Source organism: Lysobacter enzymogenes (assembly GCF_900106525.1).
GTDB classification, from domain to species: domain Bacteria; phylum Pseudomonadota; class Gammaproteobacteria; order Xanthomonadales; family Xanthomonadaceae; genus Lysobacter; species Lysobacter enzymogenes.
This window is the reverse complement of record NZ_FNOG01000001.1, coordinates 380,012-398,187: the sequence shown is the minus strand read 5'-3', so window position 1 is coordinate 398,187 and position 18,176 is coordinate 380,012. Positions and strand designations below refer to the sequence as shown.

Sequence of the window (18,176 nt, the reverse complement as noted above, 5' to 3'; positions counted from 1 at the left end):
TGGCTCAGGTCGCTGCGCCGCATCGGATCGGAAAGCGTCGGGCCTGAAGGCCCTCCCACAAAGGCCGAGGACTCCCACATGGATCGAACCACGATTCAGTCGTGGGTCTGTCCCGACAGCGGCGTCGCCTGCATCGAGGCGCGCCGCTCGAACGCGTCCTGCCACGCCGACAGGCGCGGGCGGCCGCCGCGGAAATCGGGCAGTTCGCGGAACTCCAGCCAACTCAGCGCAGTGGCGACCGCGATATGGCCGACGTGCAGCGGCGCATCGATGTCGAGTTCGCGCTCCAGCCAGTCGTAGCTTTCCAGAAGCTTTTGCGTGTAGCCCTCGCGCAAAGCCTCGTAGCGCAGCGCCTCGGGCCGACGCACGGTTTCCCAGCGCACCTTGATGCCGCAGTCGGCCAGTCCCTGCGCCACCGCCTGCAGTTGCAGCGCGTGCCAGCGCGCTTCGCCCTGGGCGGGAATCAGCGACGGGCCGTCGTGCAAGGTGTCCAGGTACGCGCAGATCACATCGGAATCGAAGATCGGCGGCAACCCGGCGCGCAGCAGCACCGGCACCTTGCCGAGCGGGTTTTGCGCGTAGACCTGCTCGTTGCGCAGGGTCGGGCTGGTTTCGTGGTGGACGACGTCGATGCGCGCGGCCAGCCCGGCTTCGTGGGCGAACACCAGCGCCTTGCGGGCATAGGGGGAGTGGGTCTGGTAGAGCAGTTGCATGACGGATCCTCGCGAAGGGAAAACGCCGGAGTTGCGCGAGTTACTCGCGCCGCCCGGCAAGTGCGTCGGCGTGCGTTTCAACGCGCCGCCGCATCGTGCAGCACTTGCGCCAGCGCCGCGGTCAAACGCCGCGCGGCCGGCAGATGCAGGAACTCGTTCGGCCCGTGCGCGTTGGACTGCGGCCCCAACACGCCGGTGACCAGAAACTGCGTGCGCGGATAATGATCGCCGAGCATGCTCAGGAACGGAATCCCGCCGCCGCCACCGATCAGCGCGCACGGCCGCCCGTACGCCTGTTGCGAGGCGCGTTGCAGACTCGCCGCCAACCATTCCGCGGTCGGCGGCGCATGCCAGCCCGGGCTGGCGAAATCCAGTTCGAAGCCGACCTCGGCGCGGTGCGGCGGATCGGCCTCCAGCAGCGCTTGCAGGCGCTGCGCGGCAGTGTGCACATCCAGCGTCGGCGGCAAGCGCAGCCCCAGTTTGAGCGCGGTGTAGGGCTGCATCACCGCGGCCGCATCGGCCACGCGCGGGGCGCCGTCGAATCCGGTGATCGCCAGTTGCGGGCGCCAGGCGCGATTGAGCAGCAGCTCGCCCGGGTCGTCCGTCGTGGGCTGCGCTTGCCCGGCGAAGGCGAAGCCGTCCAGCAACGCCGGCCCCAGCGCCGCACCCGCGGCGACGGCCTGTTCGCGCCGCGACGGCGGGATCGGCGCGTGGAACCCGGCGATCACCTCACCGCTAGCGGCGTCTTCCAGCCGCGACAGCAAATGCCGGGCGATGCGGAAGCTCGACGGCACGATGCCGCTGCCGTCGCCGGAGTGCACGCCTTGCTCGAGCACGCGCACCCGCAGCGTCCCGGCCACCTGGCCGCGCAGCGAGGTGGTGCTCCACAACTGTTCGTAGTTGCCGCAGCCCGCGTCCAGCGCGATCACCAGCGCCGGTTCGCCCAGGCGCGGCGCCAGGGCGTCGATGTACGCCGGCAGATCGACGCTGCCCGATTCCTCGCTGGCCTCGATCAGGATCGCGCAGCGCGGATGCGCGGCGCCTTGTTCGCGCAATGCCCGCAGCGCGGCGATCGCCGCGAATAGCGCATAGCCGTCGTCGGCGCCGCCGCGGCCGTACAGGCGCTCGCCCTCCAGGGTCGGCGTCCACGCGCCGCGGCCCAGCGCCCAGCCGTCCATCGGCGGTTGTTTGTCCAGATGGCCGTAGATCAGCACCGGGCCGCACTGCGCAGCCGCCGCATCGCTGGCGGGCACTTCGACCAACAGCACCGGCGTGCGCCCGGGCAATCGCACCGTCTCGACGCGGGCGTCGGCGATCGCGGCGAGGTGCTCGTGCGCCCACTGGCTCATCAGTTCGACCGCGCGCTGCATATGTCCGCGCGCTTCCCAGTCCGGATCGAACGCGGGCGACTCACAGGGGATGGCGATGTACTCGCTCAGCGTGGGCAGGATGCGCTGCTGCCAGTCCGAATCGACGCAGCGTTGCAGTTCGGCGAAATCGACGGACGAGGCGTTCATGCGGGCATCGGTGGGGACAGGCCGCTCAGGCTAGCGGCGCGGTCGCGCGTTTGCGCCGCGTCCGCGCCGGCCTGCGTGCGGTTTTCCGGCGCGCGAAGGCCATGCGCCGATGTCGCCGGCGCGCGCCGCGCACTACCATGGCGGCATGGAACTGGACCGCTTCGACCGCCAACTGCTCAACCTGGTCCAGGAGGACGCCGGCCAGACCGCCGAGCGCCTGGCCGAACAAGTGGCGCTGTCGCCCTCGGCGATCCAGCGGCGTTTGCGCCGGCTGCGCGAGGCCGGGGTGATCCAGCGCCAGGCCGCGGTGCTGGACCCGCGCCAGGTCGGCCGGCCGACCTTCTTCGTGGTCTCGCTGCAGGTCGAACGCGAGCGCCCGGAGCTGCTCGCCCAACTGCGCCGCTGGCTCGGCGCGCAGGCGCAGATACAGCAAGCGTTCTATGTCACCGGCGAGGCCGACTTCGTGCTCGTGGTCACCGCGCCGGACACCGAGAGCTTCGATGCGCTGATGCTGAAGCTGGTGGAAGACAATCCCAACGTGCGCCGCTTCACCACCAACGTCGCCTTGAGCTTGGTCAAGCGCGGACTGACGATCCCGGTGCCGCTGGACGAAGCCGACTGAGCGCCGCGCCGCGCGACCACGCGTTTTTCCCGCGCGCACGGGCGCGACGACGCGGCCGATGCACGCGCGGCGCGGCCTAGACTGCGGCCATGAACCCGATCTGGCCCACCGACCCGGCCCAACTGTGGCCCGCCCCGCATCCCACCGAACTGCTCGACCTGCCCGCACTGGCGCGCCGCTGCGGCGTGGCCCAAGTGCTGGCCAAGGCCGAGAACCAACGCGCGCTCGGCAGCTTCAAGGCGTTGGGCGGCATGTACGCGGGGCTGCGCGCGCTCAGCCTGCGCACCGGCGCGGCCTCGCTCGAGCAATTGCGCGAAGCCTGCGCCGCGGCGAACCCGCCCTGGCGCCTGCTGTGCGCCAGCGACGGCAACCACGGGCTGGCGGTCGCCGCCGCCGCGCGCCACGCCGGCGCCGATGCGCGCGTCTACCTGCCTGCGCCCGTGCCCGAAGCGCGCGCGGCGCGGATCCGCGCGCTCGGCGCGCAACTGCAGCGGGTCGACGGCGACTACGAAGACGCGGTGCTGGCGGCCGAGTCGGCCGCGGCGCGCGGCGAAGGCGTATTGATCGCCGACACCGGCGACGACCCGCACGACCCGGTGATCGCCGACGTGTTGGCCGGCTATGGCCTGTTGGCGCGCGAACTGCGCGGACAATGCCCGCAGCCGCCGAGCCATGTGTACGCGCAGGCCGGCGTCGGCGTGCTCGCCGCGGCGCTGGCCGAGGGCCTGCACGATTGGTTGCGCGCGCCGGCCCGGTTGGTGGTGGTGGAGCCCGAACGCGCGGCCTGCGTCGGCCATGCGTTGCGCGCCGGCCGCGCCGAGCGCATCGCCGGCGACCTGCACACCGTCGCCGGCATGCTCTCGTGCGGGCGCGCCGCCAGCGTGGCCCTGGCCGCGCTGCAACGCCACGGCGCGCTGGCGATGACGGTGGACGAAGCCGAACTCGAGGCCGCGCCGGCCACGGTTCGCGCTGCTGGCGGGCCTGCCAGCACCGCGTCCGGCACGGCCGGTTTGGCGGGATTGCTGCACGCAGCCGCCGATCCGGCCGTGCGCGCATCGCATGGCCTGGACGAGCGCAGCGTCGTGCTGGTGGTGATTACGGAAGCGGCGTTGCAGCCGGACGATTCGCGAGGCGCGTGATTCGATTCGGCCGCTGCGCGCCCGCTACTTCCGCGCCAAACAATCCAGCAGAAACTCCACCGTCGCGCGCACGCCCGGCAACTGCCCGCGCCGGTGCGGCATCAGCAGGCTCGTAGTCACCAGCCCGGCGCGCCAGTGCGGCAGCACGCGCAGCAATCGGCCGTCGCCGAGTTCGGCCGCGCACTGGCGCTCGGGCAACACCGCGATGCCCAGCCCCGCGATCGCCGCCGCGGCCAGCACCCGGCCCTCGTTGGCGACCATGCGCGGCCGCGGCGACACCGCCACGCTGGCGCCGGCTTCGTCGCGCAAGGTCCATTCGGTATTCGCCGGCCCCGTCAGCAGCCCGTCGTGCTCGGCCAGTTCCTGCGGCGCGCGCGGCGCGCCACGCTCGGCGATGTACGCCGGCGCGGCCAGCAGCACGATCGGCTCGACCGCGGCCTGGCGCTGGATCAGCCCCGAATCCGGCAGCGGCGCGAAATGGCTGCGCACGCCGATGTCGTAGCCCTCCTGGACCAGATCGACGAAGCGGTCGCTGACGTCGACTTCCACCTGCAGGCGCGGATACGCGCGCGCCAGCGCCGGCAGGTGCGGCGCCAGATAGTCCTGCGCCGTCGGCACGCCGCAGGTGATGCGGACCCGGCCGCTGGGCTCGGCCACGCGCCGGCGCACCGCGTTCTCGGCCGCCTCGGTCTCGATCAGCGCGGCGCGCGCGTGCTCGTGGAAGTCGCGGCCGGTGTCGGTCAGCACGAAGCTGCGCGAGGTGCGGTGGATCAGGCGCACGCCGAGTTCGTCCTCGAGTGCGGCCACGCGCTTGCTGATCGTGGACTTGGGCACGCCGAGCCGGCGCGAGGCCGCGGCGAAGCCGCCGCTGTCCACCGCGGTGGCGAACAGGACCAGGTCGTTGAGGTTCAACATGCCGGCAAAGTACACATACGCAGACTTTGAGTCCACTTTTCGCCGACTACACGGCCAAAGTCCACGCACCTAGAGTGGCCACACCCGCCGCGAATGCCGCGGCCCACTCAAGCGAAGGAACCCCTCATGTCCCCGATCCTCTACTACGGCGTCCCCTCCGGCTGCTCGCTCGGCTCCATCGTCGCGCTGGAATGGTCCGGCCAGCCCTACCGACTGGCGCGCGTAAACATGCCCGAAGACATGCAGACCGAGCTGTTCGCCGCGATCAACCCGGTGCGCGAAACCCCGGCCCTGCAGACTGCGCGCGGCGACTACCTCGCCGAAAGCTTGGCCATCCTCAACCACATCGGCGCCACCCAGGGCGCGCTGGACGCCGGCATCTCGTTCGAGCAAGGCACGCGCGAATTCGACGAACTCAACCGCATGTTGGCCTTCCTCAACACCACCTACTTCGGCTCGTTCTCGTCGCTGTGGTGGCTGCTGGAGCACGAATCCAACGAAGACACAAAGCGCGCGCTGACCGAATACGGCCGCATCCGCGTGGTGCGCGCGCACCAGGAACTCGAACGCATGCTCGGCGACAAACCGTGGCTGCTCGGCGAACACCGCACCCTGGCCGACGCCTACTTCATCGGCATCGCGCGCTGGACCAAGTACCACAACGTGGTCTACCGCCGCGATTTCCCCAACCTGCAGCGCCTGTTCGACCAACTCGAAGCCGACCCGGCAGTGGTCTTCGCCCATGCCATCGAACAGCAGCGGCCGGCGACCAGCGTTGGGCGGTTCGAAGGCGAAATCGGCATCGCCGAATCGGTGGCGTTCGCGCGCGCGGCCTGAGCACGGCTGCGCATCGGTTGGCGCCAAAACGACGAATCCCCCGGCGCGGACGCCGGGGGATTCGTTCTTAGCCTTGCTTATTGGTCGACTCGCGCGCTCAGCCCTGCGCTTCCACCGCGACCTCCGCCCGCACCAGCGGCCGGCGCTTGCCCGGACGGCTGGGGAAGGCGTGGCGCAGGATCCGCCAGCTGACTTCGGCGAACTGCTTGGGCAGCGAGCCGCGGTCGTAGTGCTGGCCGTAGCGCTCGCAGATCTCGCGCACTTCCACCGCCATCGTGGCGTAACGCCAGGCCGGGATGTCGGGATAGAAGTGGTGCTCGATCTGATGGCTGAGGTTGCCGGTCATCAGGTCCATGGCCTTGCCGCCGGTGAGGTTGGCCGAACCGCGCAGCTGGCGCAGATACCAATGGCCGCGCGATTCGTTGCGCACCGATTCCTTCGGGAACACTTCCACATCGTGGGTGAAGTGGCCGCAGAAGATCACCACATACGTCCACACGTTGCGGATGCCGTTGGCGACCAGGTTGCCGAGCAGCACCGGCAGGAAGAACGGGCCGGCCAGCGCCGGGAACAGCACGTAGTCCTTGAACAGCAGCTTGCCCATCTTGCGCCCGACCGGGGCGAACTTGCGCCACATCTGCCGGTGTGTGGTCTTGCCGGCGAGCCAGCGGCCCACGCGCAGTTCCTGGATCGCCACGCCCCACTGGAACAGCAGCGCGAACACCACCGCGATCGGCGGCTGCAGCAGGTAGAACGGCCGCCAGCGCTGCTCCGGGAAGATCCGCAGCAGGCCATAGCCGATGTCGTCGTCCATGCCGCGCACGTTGGTCCAGGTGTGGTGCTGGTAGTTGTGCGTCTTGCGCCAGTTGTCGCCGGTGGCGACGATGTCCCATTCGTAGGTGCGGCCGTCCAGGTGCGGGTCGCGCATCCAGTCGTACTGGCCGTGCATGACGTTGTGGCCGACTTCCATGTTCTCCATGATCTTCGACGCCGCCAGCAGCAGCGCGCCGAGCACGCAGGCCGGCCACAGCAGCCACGACACGAAGGCGCCGCCGATCGCGCCGACGTACAGCAACAGGCGCCCGGCCAGGCCGGTCCAGCGCACCGCCGCGACCACGCGGCGGATGTAGCGCGCGTCGACCTCGCCCACCTGGGCCAGGGTGCGCGCGCGCAGCGCGTCGAGTTCTTCGCCGAAGCGGTCCAGTTCCTGCGCGCTCAGCGCGCGATTGCGTTGCTTGCTCATGCGATGGGCTTCAGAAGGAGTCAGCGTCAAAGATCGAGGACGAGGTCGCCGGCCGGCGCGCTCACGCACAGGCGCAGCGCGGACGCCGGTTCGGCGTGCACCTGGCCGGTGTGCAGATGGCGGGTGGCGCCGGCGGACTTGCCGCAGGCGCAGGTGTTGCACAGGCCCATGCGGCAGCCCGACGGCAGTTGCAGGCCCTGCGCTTCCAGCGCGGTCAGCAGCGACTCGCCGCGCGGCAGCTGGAAGCTGCGGCCGCTGCGCGCCAGCACGACTTCGGCATAGCCGTCCTCGCTGTCGCCGCGCGGCGGCGGGGTGAAGGCTTCGCTGGCGAACGAACGCGCGGCGCCGTCGGCCAGCGCGCGCGCGCTTTCGACGAAACCGCCCGGGCCGCAGGCGAACACCGCGCGTTCGCCCAGGTCGCCGGCGTGGCGCGCGAGCAGATCGGCGTCGATGCGGCCGGCGTCTTCGTCGCCGGCGCGCGGCTCCTGCCGGGTCAGCAGGAAGCGCACGCGGAAATTCGTATGCTCGGCCGCGAGCGCGCGCAGCTCGTCGACGAAGCACAGCTCTTCGCGGCGGCGCGCCCAGTACAGCAGGGTCAGCGGCTGCGGCAGGCCCTGCGCAGCTTGCGCGCGCAGCATCGCCATCAGCGGGGTGATGCCGCTGCCGGCGGCGAGGAACAGGCGCGCGCCGTCGGCGCGTTCGGGCAGCGTCATCTCGCCGAACGCCGGGCCGAGTTCGAGCACTTCGCCGATGCGCGCGCGCTGGTGCAGGTAACCGCTGAGCTTGCCGCCCTCGATCGCCTTGACCGTGATCTCGATGCGGCCGTCCGCGCGCGGCGCGTCGGACAGGCTGTAGCTGCGCGTCACCAGGGCACCGTCGATGCGCGCACCGATGAGCAGGTGCTGGCCGGCGACGGCGCCGCGCCAGTGCCGGTTCGGCGCCAGCAGCAGGGTCACCGCGTCGGCCGAGGCCTCGCTGCGCCCGACGATGCGCGCCAGCGGACGCTCCCAGGACCAGGTCGGATGGAACCTGGAAGCCCAGAAATCAAAGACTTGCGGAGAAACGAAAGGCGAAACCAGCCGGCGCAGGCGGCTGCGCGGGCGGGCGGCGGCGGGGCGGACGGCAGCGTTCATAGGGCCACTATACAGATATCCGCACAGATGTGTGCACACCCGTATATTAATTCAGCAACGGGAGTATCATGTGCGCTGCCCGTCTTCGCGCCGCCGCCCCGTGACCCAACGCCTGACCACCGACATCGACGTCGACAGCCACCCGGGCCGCAAGGCGACGATCTCGCGCGAGGACATCATCTATGCCGCGCTCAAGCTGGTCGGCCCGCACCGCAGCGTGTCCACACTGAGCCTGCGCGAGGTCGCGCGCGAAGCCGGCATCGCGCCCAACAGCTTTTACCGCCAGTTCCGCGACACCGACGAACTGGCGGTGGCGCTGATCGACCTGGCCGGCCAATCGCTGCGCAAGATCGTCGGCGAGGCCCGCCACCGGCTGACCACGCGGCGCAGCATCGTGCGCAGCTCCATCGAGGCTTTCATGGAACAGTTGCGTTCCGATGACCGCCTGTTGCACGTGTTGTTGCGCGAGGGCACGGTCGGCTCGGACGCGTTCAAGCGCGCGGTCGACCGCGAGCTGTCGTTCTTCGAGGAAGAGCTGCGGGTGGACCTGATCCGGCTGGCCGCCGTGGACGACGTGGAACTGTACGAACCGGCCCTGGTCGCGCGCTCGATCACCCGTCTGGTGTTCGCGATGGGCGCCACCGCGATGGACATGCCGCGCGAGAAGGACCCCGAGCTGATCGAACAGATGAGCGCGATGGTCAGGATGATCCTGGCCGGGTCGCGGGCGATGGCGGAGCGCAGCAAGGCGGCGCGCGGGCGCAGGGCGCGCTGAGCGCGGCGGCTCAGTTCTGCCCACCGCAGGGGTTCCACTCGCCCACGGCCCGCAGCGGCGGCAGTGCGAGGCGCTGCGCTAGCGGCTCATAGACTTGCCGGAGCATCGGCTCGCCGAGCGGCGTTGCCGGCGGCGTCCGCGGCGTGGGCACACCCTTGACGAAGAGCTGATAACGCGGCCCCTTGGCCGACTGCGGCGCGCGCAACTCGACGGCGATGTACGCCACATTCTCCGCCACGGCCGAAACGCATGGGTCCGATAGCGCCACGGCGCGGCCATCGTCCATCCGATAGGCCAGATGCGCTTGGTCCGGTTCGTCGATCCACAGGACGAGGTAACGGTCGGACGACCACAACTCTCCCGAATCGAACAGGCCGCAACCGCCAAGCGCCAGAGCCAGCGCAGTAGCCGCGATGCGCGATACTTTCATCACGCCGCGTCGGCCCGCTGGTCGGCCTCATTCTTGGCGAAGGCGAGCACCGCTTCCCAGATCGTCCGCGGCGCGGCGGCCGCGTAGCCCGATTCTTGCGCGTCGTTGCATTCGATCACGATCCAGCGCCCATCTGCGGTCTTGGCGATATCCACCACCAGGAACGGCACCTGCACTCTCCGCGCAGCTTCGGCGGCGATGCTCAGCCCCGCATCGATGTCGTCGCAGGCGTAGGCGCTCGCTTGATACCAATAACGTCCCCAGCCCACGCATTGGCCCCGCCACCAGAAGCTGCGGAACTCCAGCGACGCCTGCACTTTGCCGGCAATGCCGCCAGCCACGGGCGCCAGCGGAACGAACTCGCGTACCACCGGACGCTGCCAGTGCAGCACAGGATCCCGCCGATATTGCTCGACTGCCCAGGCGTAGTGCTCGCGGCCGCCGATAACGGACAGCTTCGCGTTGTGCCGACTGGTCTGACGCGAGCCCTTGAGAAAGATCGGCCAGGCGAACTCGGCTTCGATCCGTTCCACCGGCGGCAATGCATCGAACACGCGCGTATACGGGGTGAACTCACGCAGCAGCGGGTACCAGTGCTCGAGTTCGCTGGCGCGCTGGTGCTCGGCGGCCGAATTGACAGACCGCAATCCCAGCTCGATCAGCTCGGCGTAGCGCGCCGGATAGTCCTCGACTGCACCGACACGCAGCACGCAAGGCGTGTCCGGCGCGAAATGCGACGGATGACGGCAACGAAAGTACAACGAAAAGTCGAAATCGTAGATCGCTACACCGACTGGACGACTAACGACGGCAAGTACGTCGTGCAATAAGGTGATGTCCATTCGTGCGACCTCCCGGGTTCCTTCGTAACTCCTCCGCGGCCTGCAGTGTGCCCGAAACGACGAGCGGAGCCGAAGACCATCGAGCGCCGATGTACGGCGTCCGCAGCGTCGCGCGCTTATCCTCTGCCCGGCTCGTACATCGCCGAATACTTCAAGACCCGCTCCAGCACCGCCAGCGGATCGGCCGCCACGCCCGACAGGTTCACGTTGAGCGCTGCGAACCCCAGCCGTTGTTTGAGCGCGACCAACCGTTGCTGACGCGGCCGCAGTTTGCCCAACCAGTGCTCGGGATTGCGCAACTGCAGACAGACGAATGCGTGCCCGCGCATCGACAGCAGGTGCGCGCCAGCGATGTCGCGCCACGGGATCGTGCCGACGCCGAGGGTGCGGTCGTACAAGCCCTCGTCGTCGAGGATCAGTCGCGGCCTGCGGTCGATCAGCTGAAACGCGAACAACACCACGCCCGCGCCGAAGAACACGATCAAGGCGCCGCCGATCAGGTAAGCCTCCAGCCCCGGCTTGCGCAGCACGATCGCGGCGCCCAGGGCCACGAACGCCGACGACAGCAACAGCAACCACGCATATCGGCCGCGCGCGTTCGCGACCACCCACCTGTCCGCCTGCATCCCTGCGCTCCTCGTGCGCTCGAATCCGCGGCCGCGCCGCTGGACGAACTGTAGTCGCTCGGCCGGCTCGCCAGCCAATACTTAGCCGGACGGGAAAGAGTTCTTGCAATCGCCGCAGGGCCGGGGCAATACTTAGCCGCATAGGAAACTTTCAGCCAGCCCGCGAGCCCGCCATGTCCCTGCATCTGTACTCGCACCCCTTAGCCTCCTTCTGCCACAAGGTGCTGATCGCGCTGTACGAAAACGGCACGCCGTTCCAGGCCCATCTGGTCGATCTCGGCGATCCGGGCGGCAAGGCCGATTTCCTCGAGCTGTGGCCGGTCGGCAAGATGCCGGTGCTGCGCGACGAAGCGCGCGGGCGCACGGTGCCGGAGACCTCGATCATCATCGAGTACCTGCAACAGCATCATCCCGGCCCGCGCGCGCTGCTGCCGGCCGATGCCGACGCGCGCCTGGACGTGCGCCTGTGGGACCGCTTCTTCGATCTGTACGTGCACGCGCCGATGCAGCGCATCGTGCTGGAGGAACTGCGCGGCCCCGACGACAAAGACCCGCGCGGCGTCGCCGATGCGCGCACCACGCTGGCGACTGCTTACGCGATGATCGAACGCCGGGCGCCGCGCGAATGGATCTGCGGCGACGAGTTCACCCTGGCCGACTGCGCGGCCGCGCCGGCGCTGTTCTACGCCGCCATCGTCGCGCCGTTCGCGCCCGAACACGCGCAGCTCGACGGCTATTACCAACGCCTGATGGACCGCGCCTCGGTGCGCCGCACGTTGAGTGAGGCGCGGCCGTACTTCCCGATGTTCCCGCTGCACGCGGCGATCCCCGCGCGCTTCCTGCAGGACTGACGCCATGCCCTCCCGCACCGCCCGCCGCAGCGAAGACCCCGCGCGCCTGGACCGCTTGTTCCAGGCGCTCGCCGACGCCAGCCGCCGCAGCATGATCGACCGGCTCAGCGCCGGCCCGGCCTCGGTGTCCGAACTGGCCCAGCCATTGGCGATGGCGCTGCCGTCGGTGGTCAAGCACCTGGCCGTGCTCGAATCCGGTGGGATCGTGCTGTCGGAAAAACGCGGCCGCGTGCGCACCTACCGCATCGCGCCGGACGCGCTGGCCGCGGTGGAAACCTGGCTCGCGCAGCGCAAGGCCCGCTACCAGGCGCAGTTCGACGCGCTCGAACGCTATCTGGCCAGCCAACCCGACGACGAGGACGCAACATGAGCGAGCGCAGCGTGCAGCACGGCGAATTCACCATCGAACGCCGGTTCGCGGCCAGCCCGCGCAAACTGTTCCGCGCCTGGGCCGACCCGCAGGCCAAGCGCGCCTGGAGCACCTGCCAGGACGGCATGGAGGTGATCGAACACCGCATGGACTTCCGCCGCGGCGGCGAAGAAGTCATCGTCAACCGCGGACCGACCGGCCTGATCCACCGCTTTCACGGCCATTACTTCGACATCGTCGACAACCAGCGCATCGTGTACGGCTTCTCGATGGACGTCGGCGAGGACCGGCTGACCGCGTCGCTGGCGACGGTGCAGTTCCACCCCGACGGCGACGGTGCGCGGATGGTGTTCACCGAGCAACTGGCGTTCTTCGATGGCTTGCAGACGCTGGAAGACCGGCGCGAGGGGACGCAGGTGCTGTTCGAGAGCATCGCCTTGTATCTGCACGAAGCGCCGCCGCACTGACCGACGCTGCCTCGATACCGACTGTAGGAGCTGCGCAAGCTGCGACCGCGGGGTAGCCGGTTGCGCCGCAAGCGCAGTGTCGCGGTCGCAGCTTGCGCAGCTCCTACAGTCGGACCTCGCGGATCCGGTTCGGCCGAAATAAAACCGCACCGCGAGCCGCCGCCGTCCACAGGGAGAACGGCGGCGGTCGCGGTGCGGCGGTAACGCGGGTCGGCGCTGCGAGAACGATCAGCGCACGCGGGCGGTGCCGCGCCAGGTGTTGCCGCCGCCGGACATCACATCGTCCGGCCAGCCCCACCAGGCGTTCTGGTTGAACCAGTCCTCATCGTCCTGGTGGACCCAGCCGTTGCCGAGCGACCACGGTTTGGGGAACGCCGCCGGCGCGTGCACGCCGTAGGCGAAGCCCAGGTTCGGGAAGCTGGACATATGGCCCAGCCACGACGGCGCTGCGCCGTCGAAGTGGCAGTACTGGGTCACGGTGAAGGGGAACGGCCCCGAGGCGGGGAACGGCAAGGTGACCGGCCAGCCCTGGATGCTCGGGAAGATCGAGGCCGCGCCCGAGTTGCTGTTCTGGTTGTTCCAGATTTCGTTGTTCTGGCGGCGAATCACCGTGCGCGCGCCGGACGGGCAGAACACGCCCAGCTTCAGCACGGCGTAGTCGTAGCGGTTTCCGCCGTTCGGCAGCGGCCGGAACGACAGCGAGTTGCCGTCGTTGACCCGGCAATAGCGCCAGGTGGTGTTGTTGTTCGACGTGGTCGCGCCGATCCAGCCGCCGCGCGAGTTGGCGTTGCGCCGGTCTTCGTCGTCGTGATGGATCCACACCAGCGGCGCCGAGGACGGGCATCCGCCGTGCGGAATCACGCCGACCGAGAACAGGCGCAGGTTGAGCCAGTTCCACCACGCCAACGCGGCCTTGCCCGCCGTCTTCTGCGCGGGACGGTAGGCGACGAACTGCTCCTCGCCCTCCTTGCCCTCGACCACGCACGCGCCTTCGAAGCCGATCGCCTGGCAGTACAGCAAGGCGTAGGTTTCGCCCTCTTCGTTCAGGAACTTCTCCGGATCGACCTGGCCGCTGTCCGGATAACGGCGCTCCAGATCCGCGGCGTATTCCCTGAACTTCTGCTGCGCCTGCGTTTCCGGCACCAGTTTCGCGGCGAGGTCGCGCTCTTCCTGCGGCGTCTCTTCCTGCGAATCCTCGGCGAACGCCAGCGGCGAGAACGCCGCGGCCAGCGCGCACAGCGCGAACGGCAACGCACGGGTACCAATGGTCTTGCTCATGTCCGATTCCTTCGATGAATGGAAAACGGTCGGGACGCTCCTGCGACCCGGACTGCCCGCCGGAGGAGGCGCAGCGCGCGGCCGACCGGCGAACTCCACGCTAGGCAAGCGCGCGCGCCGCGGCGAGGAACATTGCGGGAACGAATCGGGGCGAAACGGGAAGCGCCCGCTCGCGTGCGCGGGCGAACTGCGAACGCCATCGCGAAGCGCGCCGCACAGCCGTGCGCAAGCGCACGGCGCGCAATCACGATGCAGGTCGCGCTTCTGCGATGCGCTTCCCAGTCAGTCACGCGACTGCAATCAAGCCGCCCGACAGTGGCCGTTCCCCCGAACCACCGACGAGCCCCCGTCCATGCGCGCTTCCACGCATCGCACCGCCCTGCCCGCTTGCACCCTCCTGGGCGCCGCCCTGTCCACCGTGCTGATCGCGCTGCCCGCGCTGGCCGCGCCCAAGCAGGCCGCGCGCAAGGCGCCGCCGCGCGAAGAGAGCGCGCAGCGCTGGTTCGAGGAAGGCGCCAAGACCGCGCGCGACGGCGCCAACCTGCGCCCGCTGCCGTTCAAGGCCAAGAACGTGATCCTGTTCGTCGGCGACGGCATGGGCATCTCCACCGTCGCCGCCGCGCGCATCCGCGAAGGCCAGCTCAAGGGCGGCAGCGGCGAGGAAAACTTCCTCTCGTTCGAAAAACTTCCCTACGTGAGCCTGTCCAAGACCTACTCGGTCGACGGCCAGACCCCGGACTCGGCGCCGACCATGACCGCGATGGTCACCGGCATCAAGACCAACCAGGGCGTGCTCAGCGTCACCCAGAAGGCCAAGTACGGCAATTGCGCCTCCGCGCGCGGCCAGGGCGTGGTCACCATGCTGGAACTGTCCGAGGCGCTGGGCCTGGCTACCGGCATCGTCAGCACCGCGCGCATCACCCACGCCACCCCGGCGGCGACCTACGCGCACACGCCCAACCGCGACTGGGAAAGCGACGCCGAACTGAGCGCCGAAGCCAAGGCCAACGGCTGCAAGGACATCGCCCGCCAGCTGATCGAATTCCCCTACGGCGACGGCCTGGAAGTCGCGCTCGGCGGCGGCCGCAGCTACTTCCTGCCCAGCACCGTGAGCGACCCGGAAGACGCCGGCGCCGCCGGCCGCCGCAAGGACGGCCGCAACCTGCCGCAGGAATGGAGCAAGCGCGCCGGCGCGAACTATGTCTGGAACAAGGCCCAGTTCGACGCCATCGACCCGCGCCGCACCCGCCACCTGCTCGGCCTGTTCGAACGCTCGCACATGGAATACGAGCAAGACCGCCCGAACGACACCGGCAAGGAACCGAGCCTGGCCGAGATGACCGCCAAGGCCATCGACGTGCTCGACAACAACAGCCGCAAGGGCTACTTCCTGATGGTCGAAGGCGGCCGCGTCGACCACGCCCACCACGCCGGCAACGCCAGCCGCGCGCTGACCGACGCCATCGCCCTGTCCGATGCGGTGCGCACCGCGCTGAAGAAGACCGACGAGCGCGACACCCTCATCATCGTCACCGCCGACCACAGCCACACCTTCACCGTCGCCGGCTATCCGGACCGCGGCAACGACATCCTCGGCAAGGTCGTCACCAACGGCCAGCTCGCCCTGGACAAGAACGGCAAGCCCTACACCACGCTGGGCTACGTCAACGGCCCCGGCTACCGCGGCCCGAACGCGCGCCCGGACCTGAGCAACGTCGACACCGCGCATCCGGATTACCTGCAGGAAGCGACCGTGCCGCTGGGCGATGAAACCCACGCCGCCGAAGACGTCGGCATCTACGCCCGCGGCCCCGGCGCGCACGCGTTCCAGGGCGTGGTCGAGCAGAACACGATCTTCCACGTGATGGCGCAGTCGCAGCGCAACACCAGCGCCTTCCTGTGCGCGCTGTTCGGCTACTGCGGCAACGGCAACTGGAGCCACGGCCGCGGCGCGCTGGCCGCGCCGCTGATGGAAGAGGATCTGCGCGAAGGCATGGCGCGCAATCAGGCCAAGCTGTGATCGCTGCGGCCGTGATGGATTCTGGTTCGAAGCGACCCGCCGCCGGCGTGCGGCGGGTCGTCGCTGGCAGCGGCCTCGTGCTCGCACTCGCCTTCGCGCTCGCCAGCCCCGCGTGGGCCGGCAATGCGGCCACGGCGAACGCGACGCCTGCCGCCGCCACGAACGTCGCGATCGCCCCCGCCGTCGCACCGGATACGCAGGCCTTGGTCGCGCACTACAGCGTGCGCGACGCCCGCGGCGAACGCAGCCTGATCCTGGTGCGCGCCGCCGACCGCATCGAATACCGCCAACCCGGCGAACCGGCCGAACTGTGGCGGCAAACGCCCGACGGCATCGCCCGCCTGGAACTGTTCGCCACGGAAAAACGCAGCATCGCCTGGGCGCCCGGCGACCTGCGCACCACCGGCCGCATGCCGCAGTGGGAACAACTGGCGAGCCCGATCAATCCGCAATTGCGCGAGAAGCTCCAGCGCGATGGCTCGGCCAAGGTGCTGGGGTTGAGTGCGGAACGCTATCGCGGCGAAAGCGCCGAAGGGCAACCGATCGCGCTGCAGTGGCTGGCGGCCGAAGGCCTGCCCGCGTACTACCGCACCGGACCGGCGAAGCCGAAGGCCGGCGATACCGGCGCTTACGAGCTGAAGCTGGTCAAGCTGGAACGCCTACCGACGGCCGAGGCCTTCACCGCCACCGGCGACTATCGCGAGACCGATTACGCCGATCTGGGCGATATGGAGCTCGATCCGTTTGCTGCGGCGTATCTCAAGCTCAACGGGCACGCGCACTGAGCCCCATAAGCTTGCCTCCTCGACTCGCTCGCTCTGAGGCGCGCGAGTCGGGGGGCTTCGTGCTCGCAGCCGCCGCGCGGCGACCTAACGCCCGCCGGCCCGCGAAACGCACTTCGACGAGCCGCCACCACCGTAATCGAACAGATAGATCGCGCGGCCGCCATCGCTGACGCCTGGAATCAAGTCGCGCGAGTTCGATTCGAACACCACCCGATTGCCATCGGCGCTCAGGCTTGGAAACCAACTGGTGCCTTCCAGCGTATTGCCGTCGGTCGGCGTCAACGCCAACGTGTCGCCCTCAAGCTTGCGCAGAAACAAACTGCGGTGGCGCATGCTCAGGTCGAGACTGGCATTGCCCGACATGTAGGCCAGCCATAAGCCGTCGTAGCTCAAGGCCGGCGTCGCGGAGTACCAGTTGTTCATCGCATCGCCCGGCGCCGCGGTGATCGGCCGCAACGTACCGAGTTGCGTGTCGCGCAGGAACAGCACGCGCGCGCTCCACGTCCCCGGCCACAGCCGCGCCGAGCGGCTGGTGAACGCGGCATAGCGCCCGTCGCCGCTGAGCGCGTACATCATGTCCGAACGGTCGCCATCGGACGGCTGTCCATTGGGCGCGCGGTCGACCATTTCGGTAATTCCGGTGAGACGATCACGCAGATACAAATGGCCACGATCGCTCGGCGCGCCGAGCAAATCGCTGGCCATCGACGTAAACAGCAGGCGGCGCCCGTCGGTGCTGATTTCCGCATGGCCGCTGTTGGAATCGGCGAAGCCACCGTCGGCCGCGCGGCTGCCGAGCTCGATTCGGCCGCTGGCGATCTCGTACAAAAACACGTCGTTGGTGCGATTATCGTCGCCGCTCACCAGCGTATCGGTGTTGGACGTGAACGCGACGAAGCGGCCGTCCGCGCTGATGCGCGGCGCATACGAGCCTTCCTTGCGCGGACGCGGGAAGCTGTTCGGCGCGGCGCTGATCCGCCGCAACTGGCCAGTGTCGCGATCCAGCAGGAACACATCCCCCTCGGCGTTCCCATCGCCCGGCACCAGATTGCTCGCGTGCGAAGCGAACGCGACATAACGCCCATCGCCGCTGACCGACCCCGAGCTGGAATCGGCATTGCCCTCGACGCCCGCGACCGAGTCGGAAATGCGCACCATCCGCTCGCAGGCCAGGTCGTAAAGAAACACGTCGCGATGGCCGTTGGTGTCGATTCCATCGATCAGGTCGTCGGCGGCGGAGGTGAACACAATGGTGTTGCCGTCGGCGCTGATTTGGGCGTTGAACGCATCCCAGACGGGCTCCGATTTCCCGTGCACATGGCTGATGAGTTGCACCGGCTGTATCGGCGGCTCGATGCCGATGCCTTCGGCAGACAGGGCCAGCGCGAGGGCTGAGATCGCGAGAGGGGTAGCGAACATGGCAGTGCATCCTTGTACGGGCAGGAAGGGAACAGTGCGAACGGCGGTCGATGCGCGACGCGAGATCACCGTCATCGAACCGGTACTCGCCGATTGCGACGCGAACGGCTCATGCTCCGACGGGATCGGGGCCAGATGTCGTGGCAGCCCGTTGCGCACCGCTACGGCGCTGACCGAGCCGGGCTCAAAATCAG

At 69.2% G+C, this 18,176-nt stretch carries 19 protein-coding genes; 9 read left to right on the top strand and 10 right to left on the bottom strand.

What is annotated here, in order from left to right; genetic code table 11:
- Nucleotides 1-95: 95 nt before the first annotated feature.
- Nucleotides 96-713, bottom strand: coding sequence for a glutathione S-transferase family protein (locus BLU84_RS01695; RefSeq protein WP_074862065.1), 618 nt, complete (start codon nt 711-713; stop codon nt 96-98).
- Between the two features lie 77 nt (nt 714-790).
- The gene (locus BLU84_RS01690; protein WP_074862062.1) at nt 791-2,230 is read right to left on the bottom strand and encodes a M20/M25/M40 family metallo-hydrolase; all 1,440 of its coding nucleotides are present in this window, start codon (nt 2,228-2,230) and stop codon (nt 791-793) included.
- Nucleotides 2,231-2,339: 109 nt separating this feature from the next.
- Between BLU84_RS01690 and BLU84_RS01685 the strand changes: the two genes are divergently transcribed.
- Nucleotides 2,340-2,852, top strand: a complete 513-nt coding sequence (locus tag BLU84_RS01685; RefSeq protein WP_233431040.1) for an Lrp/AsnC family transcriptional regulator — start codon at nt 2,340-2,342, stop codon at nt 2,850-2,852.
- Nucleotides 2,853-2,941: 89 nt separating this feature from the next.
- Nucleotides 2,942-3,991 (top strand): pyridoxal-phosphate dependent enzyme, encoded by a 1,050-nt coding sequence (locus BLU84_RS01680; RefSeq protein WP_074862059.1) that lies wholly within the window; start codon nt 2,942-2,944, stop codon nt 3,989-3,991.
- Between the two features lie 24 nt (nt 3,992-4,015).
- Here BLU84_RS01680 and BLU84_RS01675 read toward each other — a convergent pair whose 3' ends face one another.
- Nucleotides 4,016-4,942 (bottom strand): LysR substrate-binding domain-containing protein, encoded by a 927-nt coding sequence (locus BLU84_RS01675; RefSeq protein WP_233431039.1) that lies wholly within the window; start codon nt 4,940-4,942, stop codon nt 4,016-4,018.
- Between the two features lie 90 nt (nt 4,943-5,032).
- Here BLU84_RS01675 and BLU84_RS01670 point away from each other — a divergent pair, with 90 nt between their 5' ends.
- Nucleotides 5,033-5,743, top strand: coding sequence for a glutathione S-transferase family protein (locus BLU84_RS01670; RefSeq protein WP_074862055.1), 711 nt, complete (start codon nt 5,033-5,035; stop codon nt 5,741-5,743).
- A gap of 97 nt (nt 5,744-5,840) precedes the next feature.
- Here BLU84_RS01670 and BLU84_RS01665 read toward each other — a convergent pair whose 3' ends face one another.
- A complete protein-coding gene (locus tag BLU84_RS01665) occupies nt 5,841-6,986 on the bottom strand; it encodes a fatty acid desaturase family protein (RefSeq protein ID WP_074862052.1) in 1,146 nt (381 codons plus the stop codon).
- 26 nt (nt 6,987-7,012) lie between these two features.
- Complete coding sequence (locus BLU84_RS01660; RefSeq protein WP_074862050.1) at nt 7,013-8,119, bottom strand: ferredoxin reductase; 1,107 nt, start codon at nt 8,117-8,119, stop codon at nt 7,013-7,015.
- 112 nt (nt 8,120-8,231) lie between these two features.
- Between BLU84_RS01660 and fabR the strand changes: the two genes are divergently transcribed.
- A complete protein-coding gene (fabR, locus tag BLU84_RS01655; RefSeq protein ID WP_074863254.1) occupies nt 8,232-8,894 on the top strand; it encodes an HTH-type transcriptional repressor FabR in 663 nt (220 codons plus the stop codon).
- Nucleotides 8,895-8,904: 10 nt separating this feature from the next.
- Here fabR and BLU84_RS01650 read toward each other — a convergent pair whose 3' ends face one another.
- The 3 genes from BLU84_RS01650 to BLU84_RS01640 all read right to left on the bottom strand — a co-directional run bounded on the left by BLU84_RS01650 (nt 8,905) and on the right by BLU84_RS01640 (nt 10,792).
- Nucleotides 8,905-9,324, bottom strand: a complete 420-nt coding sequence (locus BLU84_RS01650) for a hypothetical protein (RefSeq protein ID WP_139174555.1) — start codon at nt 9,322-9,324, stop codon at nt 8,905-8,907.
- A complete protein-coding gene (locus BLU84_RS01645) occupies nt 9,324-10,166 on the bottom strand; it encodes an ATP-grasp domain-containing protein (protein ID WP_074862043.1) in 843 nt (280 codons plus the stop codon). The genes BLU84_RS01650 and BLU84_RS01645 overlap by 1 nt, the downstream gene beginning before the upstream one ends.
- Before the next feature lie 116 nt (nt 10,167-10,282).
- A complete protein-coding gene (locus BLU84_RS01640) occupies nt 10,283-10,792 on the bottom strand; it encodes an STM3941 family protein (RefSeq protein ID WP_074862040.1) in 510 nt (169 codons plus the stop codon).
- Between the two features lie 173 nt (nt 10,793-10,965).
- On the opposite strand from BLU84_RS01640, the gene BLU84_RS01635 reads away from it, so the two are divergent.
- From BLU84_RS01635 to BLU84_RS01625, 3 genes are read left to right on the top strand one after another with little or no spacing between them, the layout of a single operon-like run.
- Nucleotides 10,966-11,643 (top strand): glutathione S-transferase family protein, encoded by a 678-nt coding sequence (locus BLU84_RS01635; RefSeq protein WP_074862038.1) that lies wholly within the window; start codon nt 10,966-10,968, stop codon nt 11,641-11,643.
- Between the two features lie 4 nt (nt 11,644-11,647).
- The gene (locus tag BLU84_RS01630; protein WP_074862036.1) at nt 11,648-12,013 is read left to right on the top strand and encodes an ArsR/SmtB family transcription factor; all 366 of its coding nucleotides are present in this window, start codon (nt 11,648-11,650) and stop codon (nt 12,011-12,013) included.
- Nucleotides 12,010-12,480, top strand: a complete 471-nt coding sequence (locus BLU84_RS01625; RefSeq protein WP_074862032.1) for an SRPBCC family protein — start codon at nt 12,010-12,012, stop codon at nt 12,478-12,480. Before BLU84_RS01630 ends, BLU84_RS01625 begins: the two co-directional genes overlap by 4 nt.
- 228 nt (nt 12,481-12,708) lie before the next feature.
- Here BLU84_RS01625 and BLU84_RS01620 read toward each other — a convergent pair whose 3' ends face one another.
- The gene (locus BLU84_RS01620; protein WP_139174553.1) at nt 12,709-13,758 is read right to left on the bottom strand and encodes a hypothetical protein; all 1,050 of its coding nucleotides are present in this window, start codon (nt 13,756-13,758) and stop codon (nt 12,709-12,711) included.
- Nucleotides 13,759-14,110: 352 nt separating this feature from the next.
- Here BLU84_RS01620 and BLU84_RS01615 point away from each other — a divergent pair, with 352 nt between their 5' ends.
- Nucleotides 14,111-15,778: an alkaline phosphatase family protein gene (locus BLU84_RS01615; RefSeq protein ID WP_074862026.1), complete on the top strand. Its 1,668-nt coding sequence runs from the start codon at nt 14,111-14,113 to the stop codon at nt 15,776-15,778.
- Between the two features lie 77 nt (nt 15,779-15,855).
- On the top strand, nt 15,856-16,563 hold the full coding sequence (locus tag BLU84_RS01610) for a hypothetical protein (protein WP_139174551.1): 708 nt from the start codon (nt 15,856-15,858) through the stop codon (nt 16,561-16,563).
- 84 nt (nt 16,564-16,647) lie between these two features.
- Here BLU84_RS01610 and BLU84_RS01605 read toward each other — a convergent pair whose 3' ends face one another.
- Complete coding sequence (locus BLU84_RS01605) at nt 16,648-17,982, bottom strand: TolB family protein (RefSeq protein WP_074862020.1); 1,335 nt, start codon at nt 17,980-17,982, stop codon at nt 16,648-16,650.
- Nucleotides 17,983-18,176: the final 194 nt, after the last annotated feature.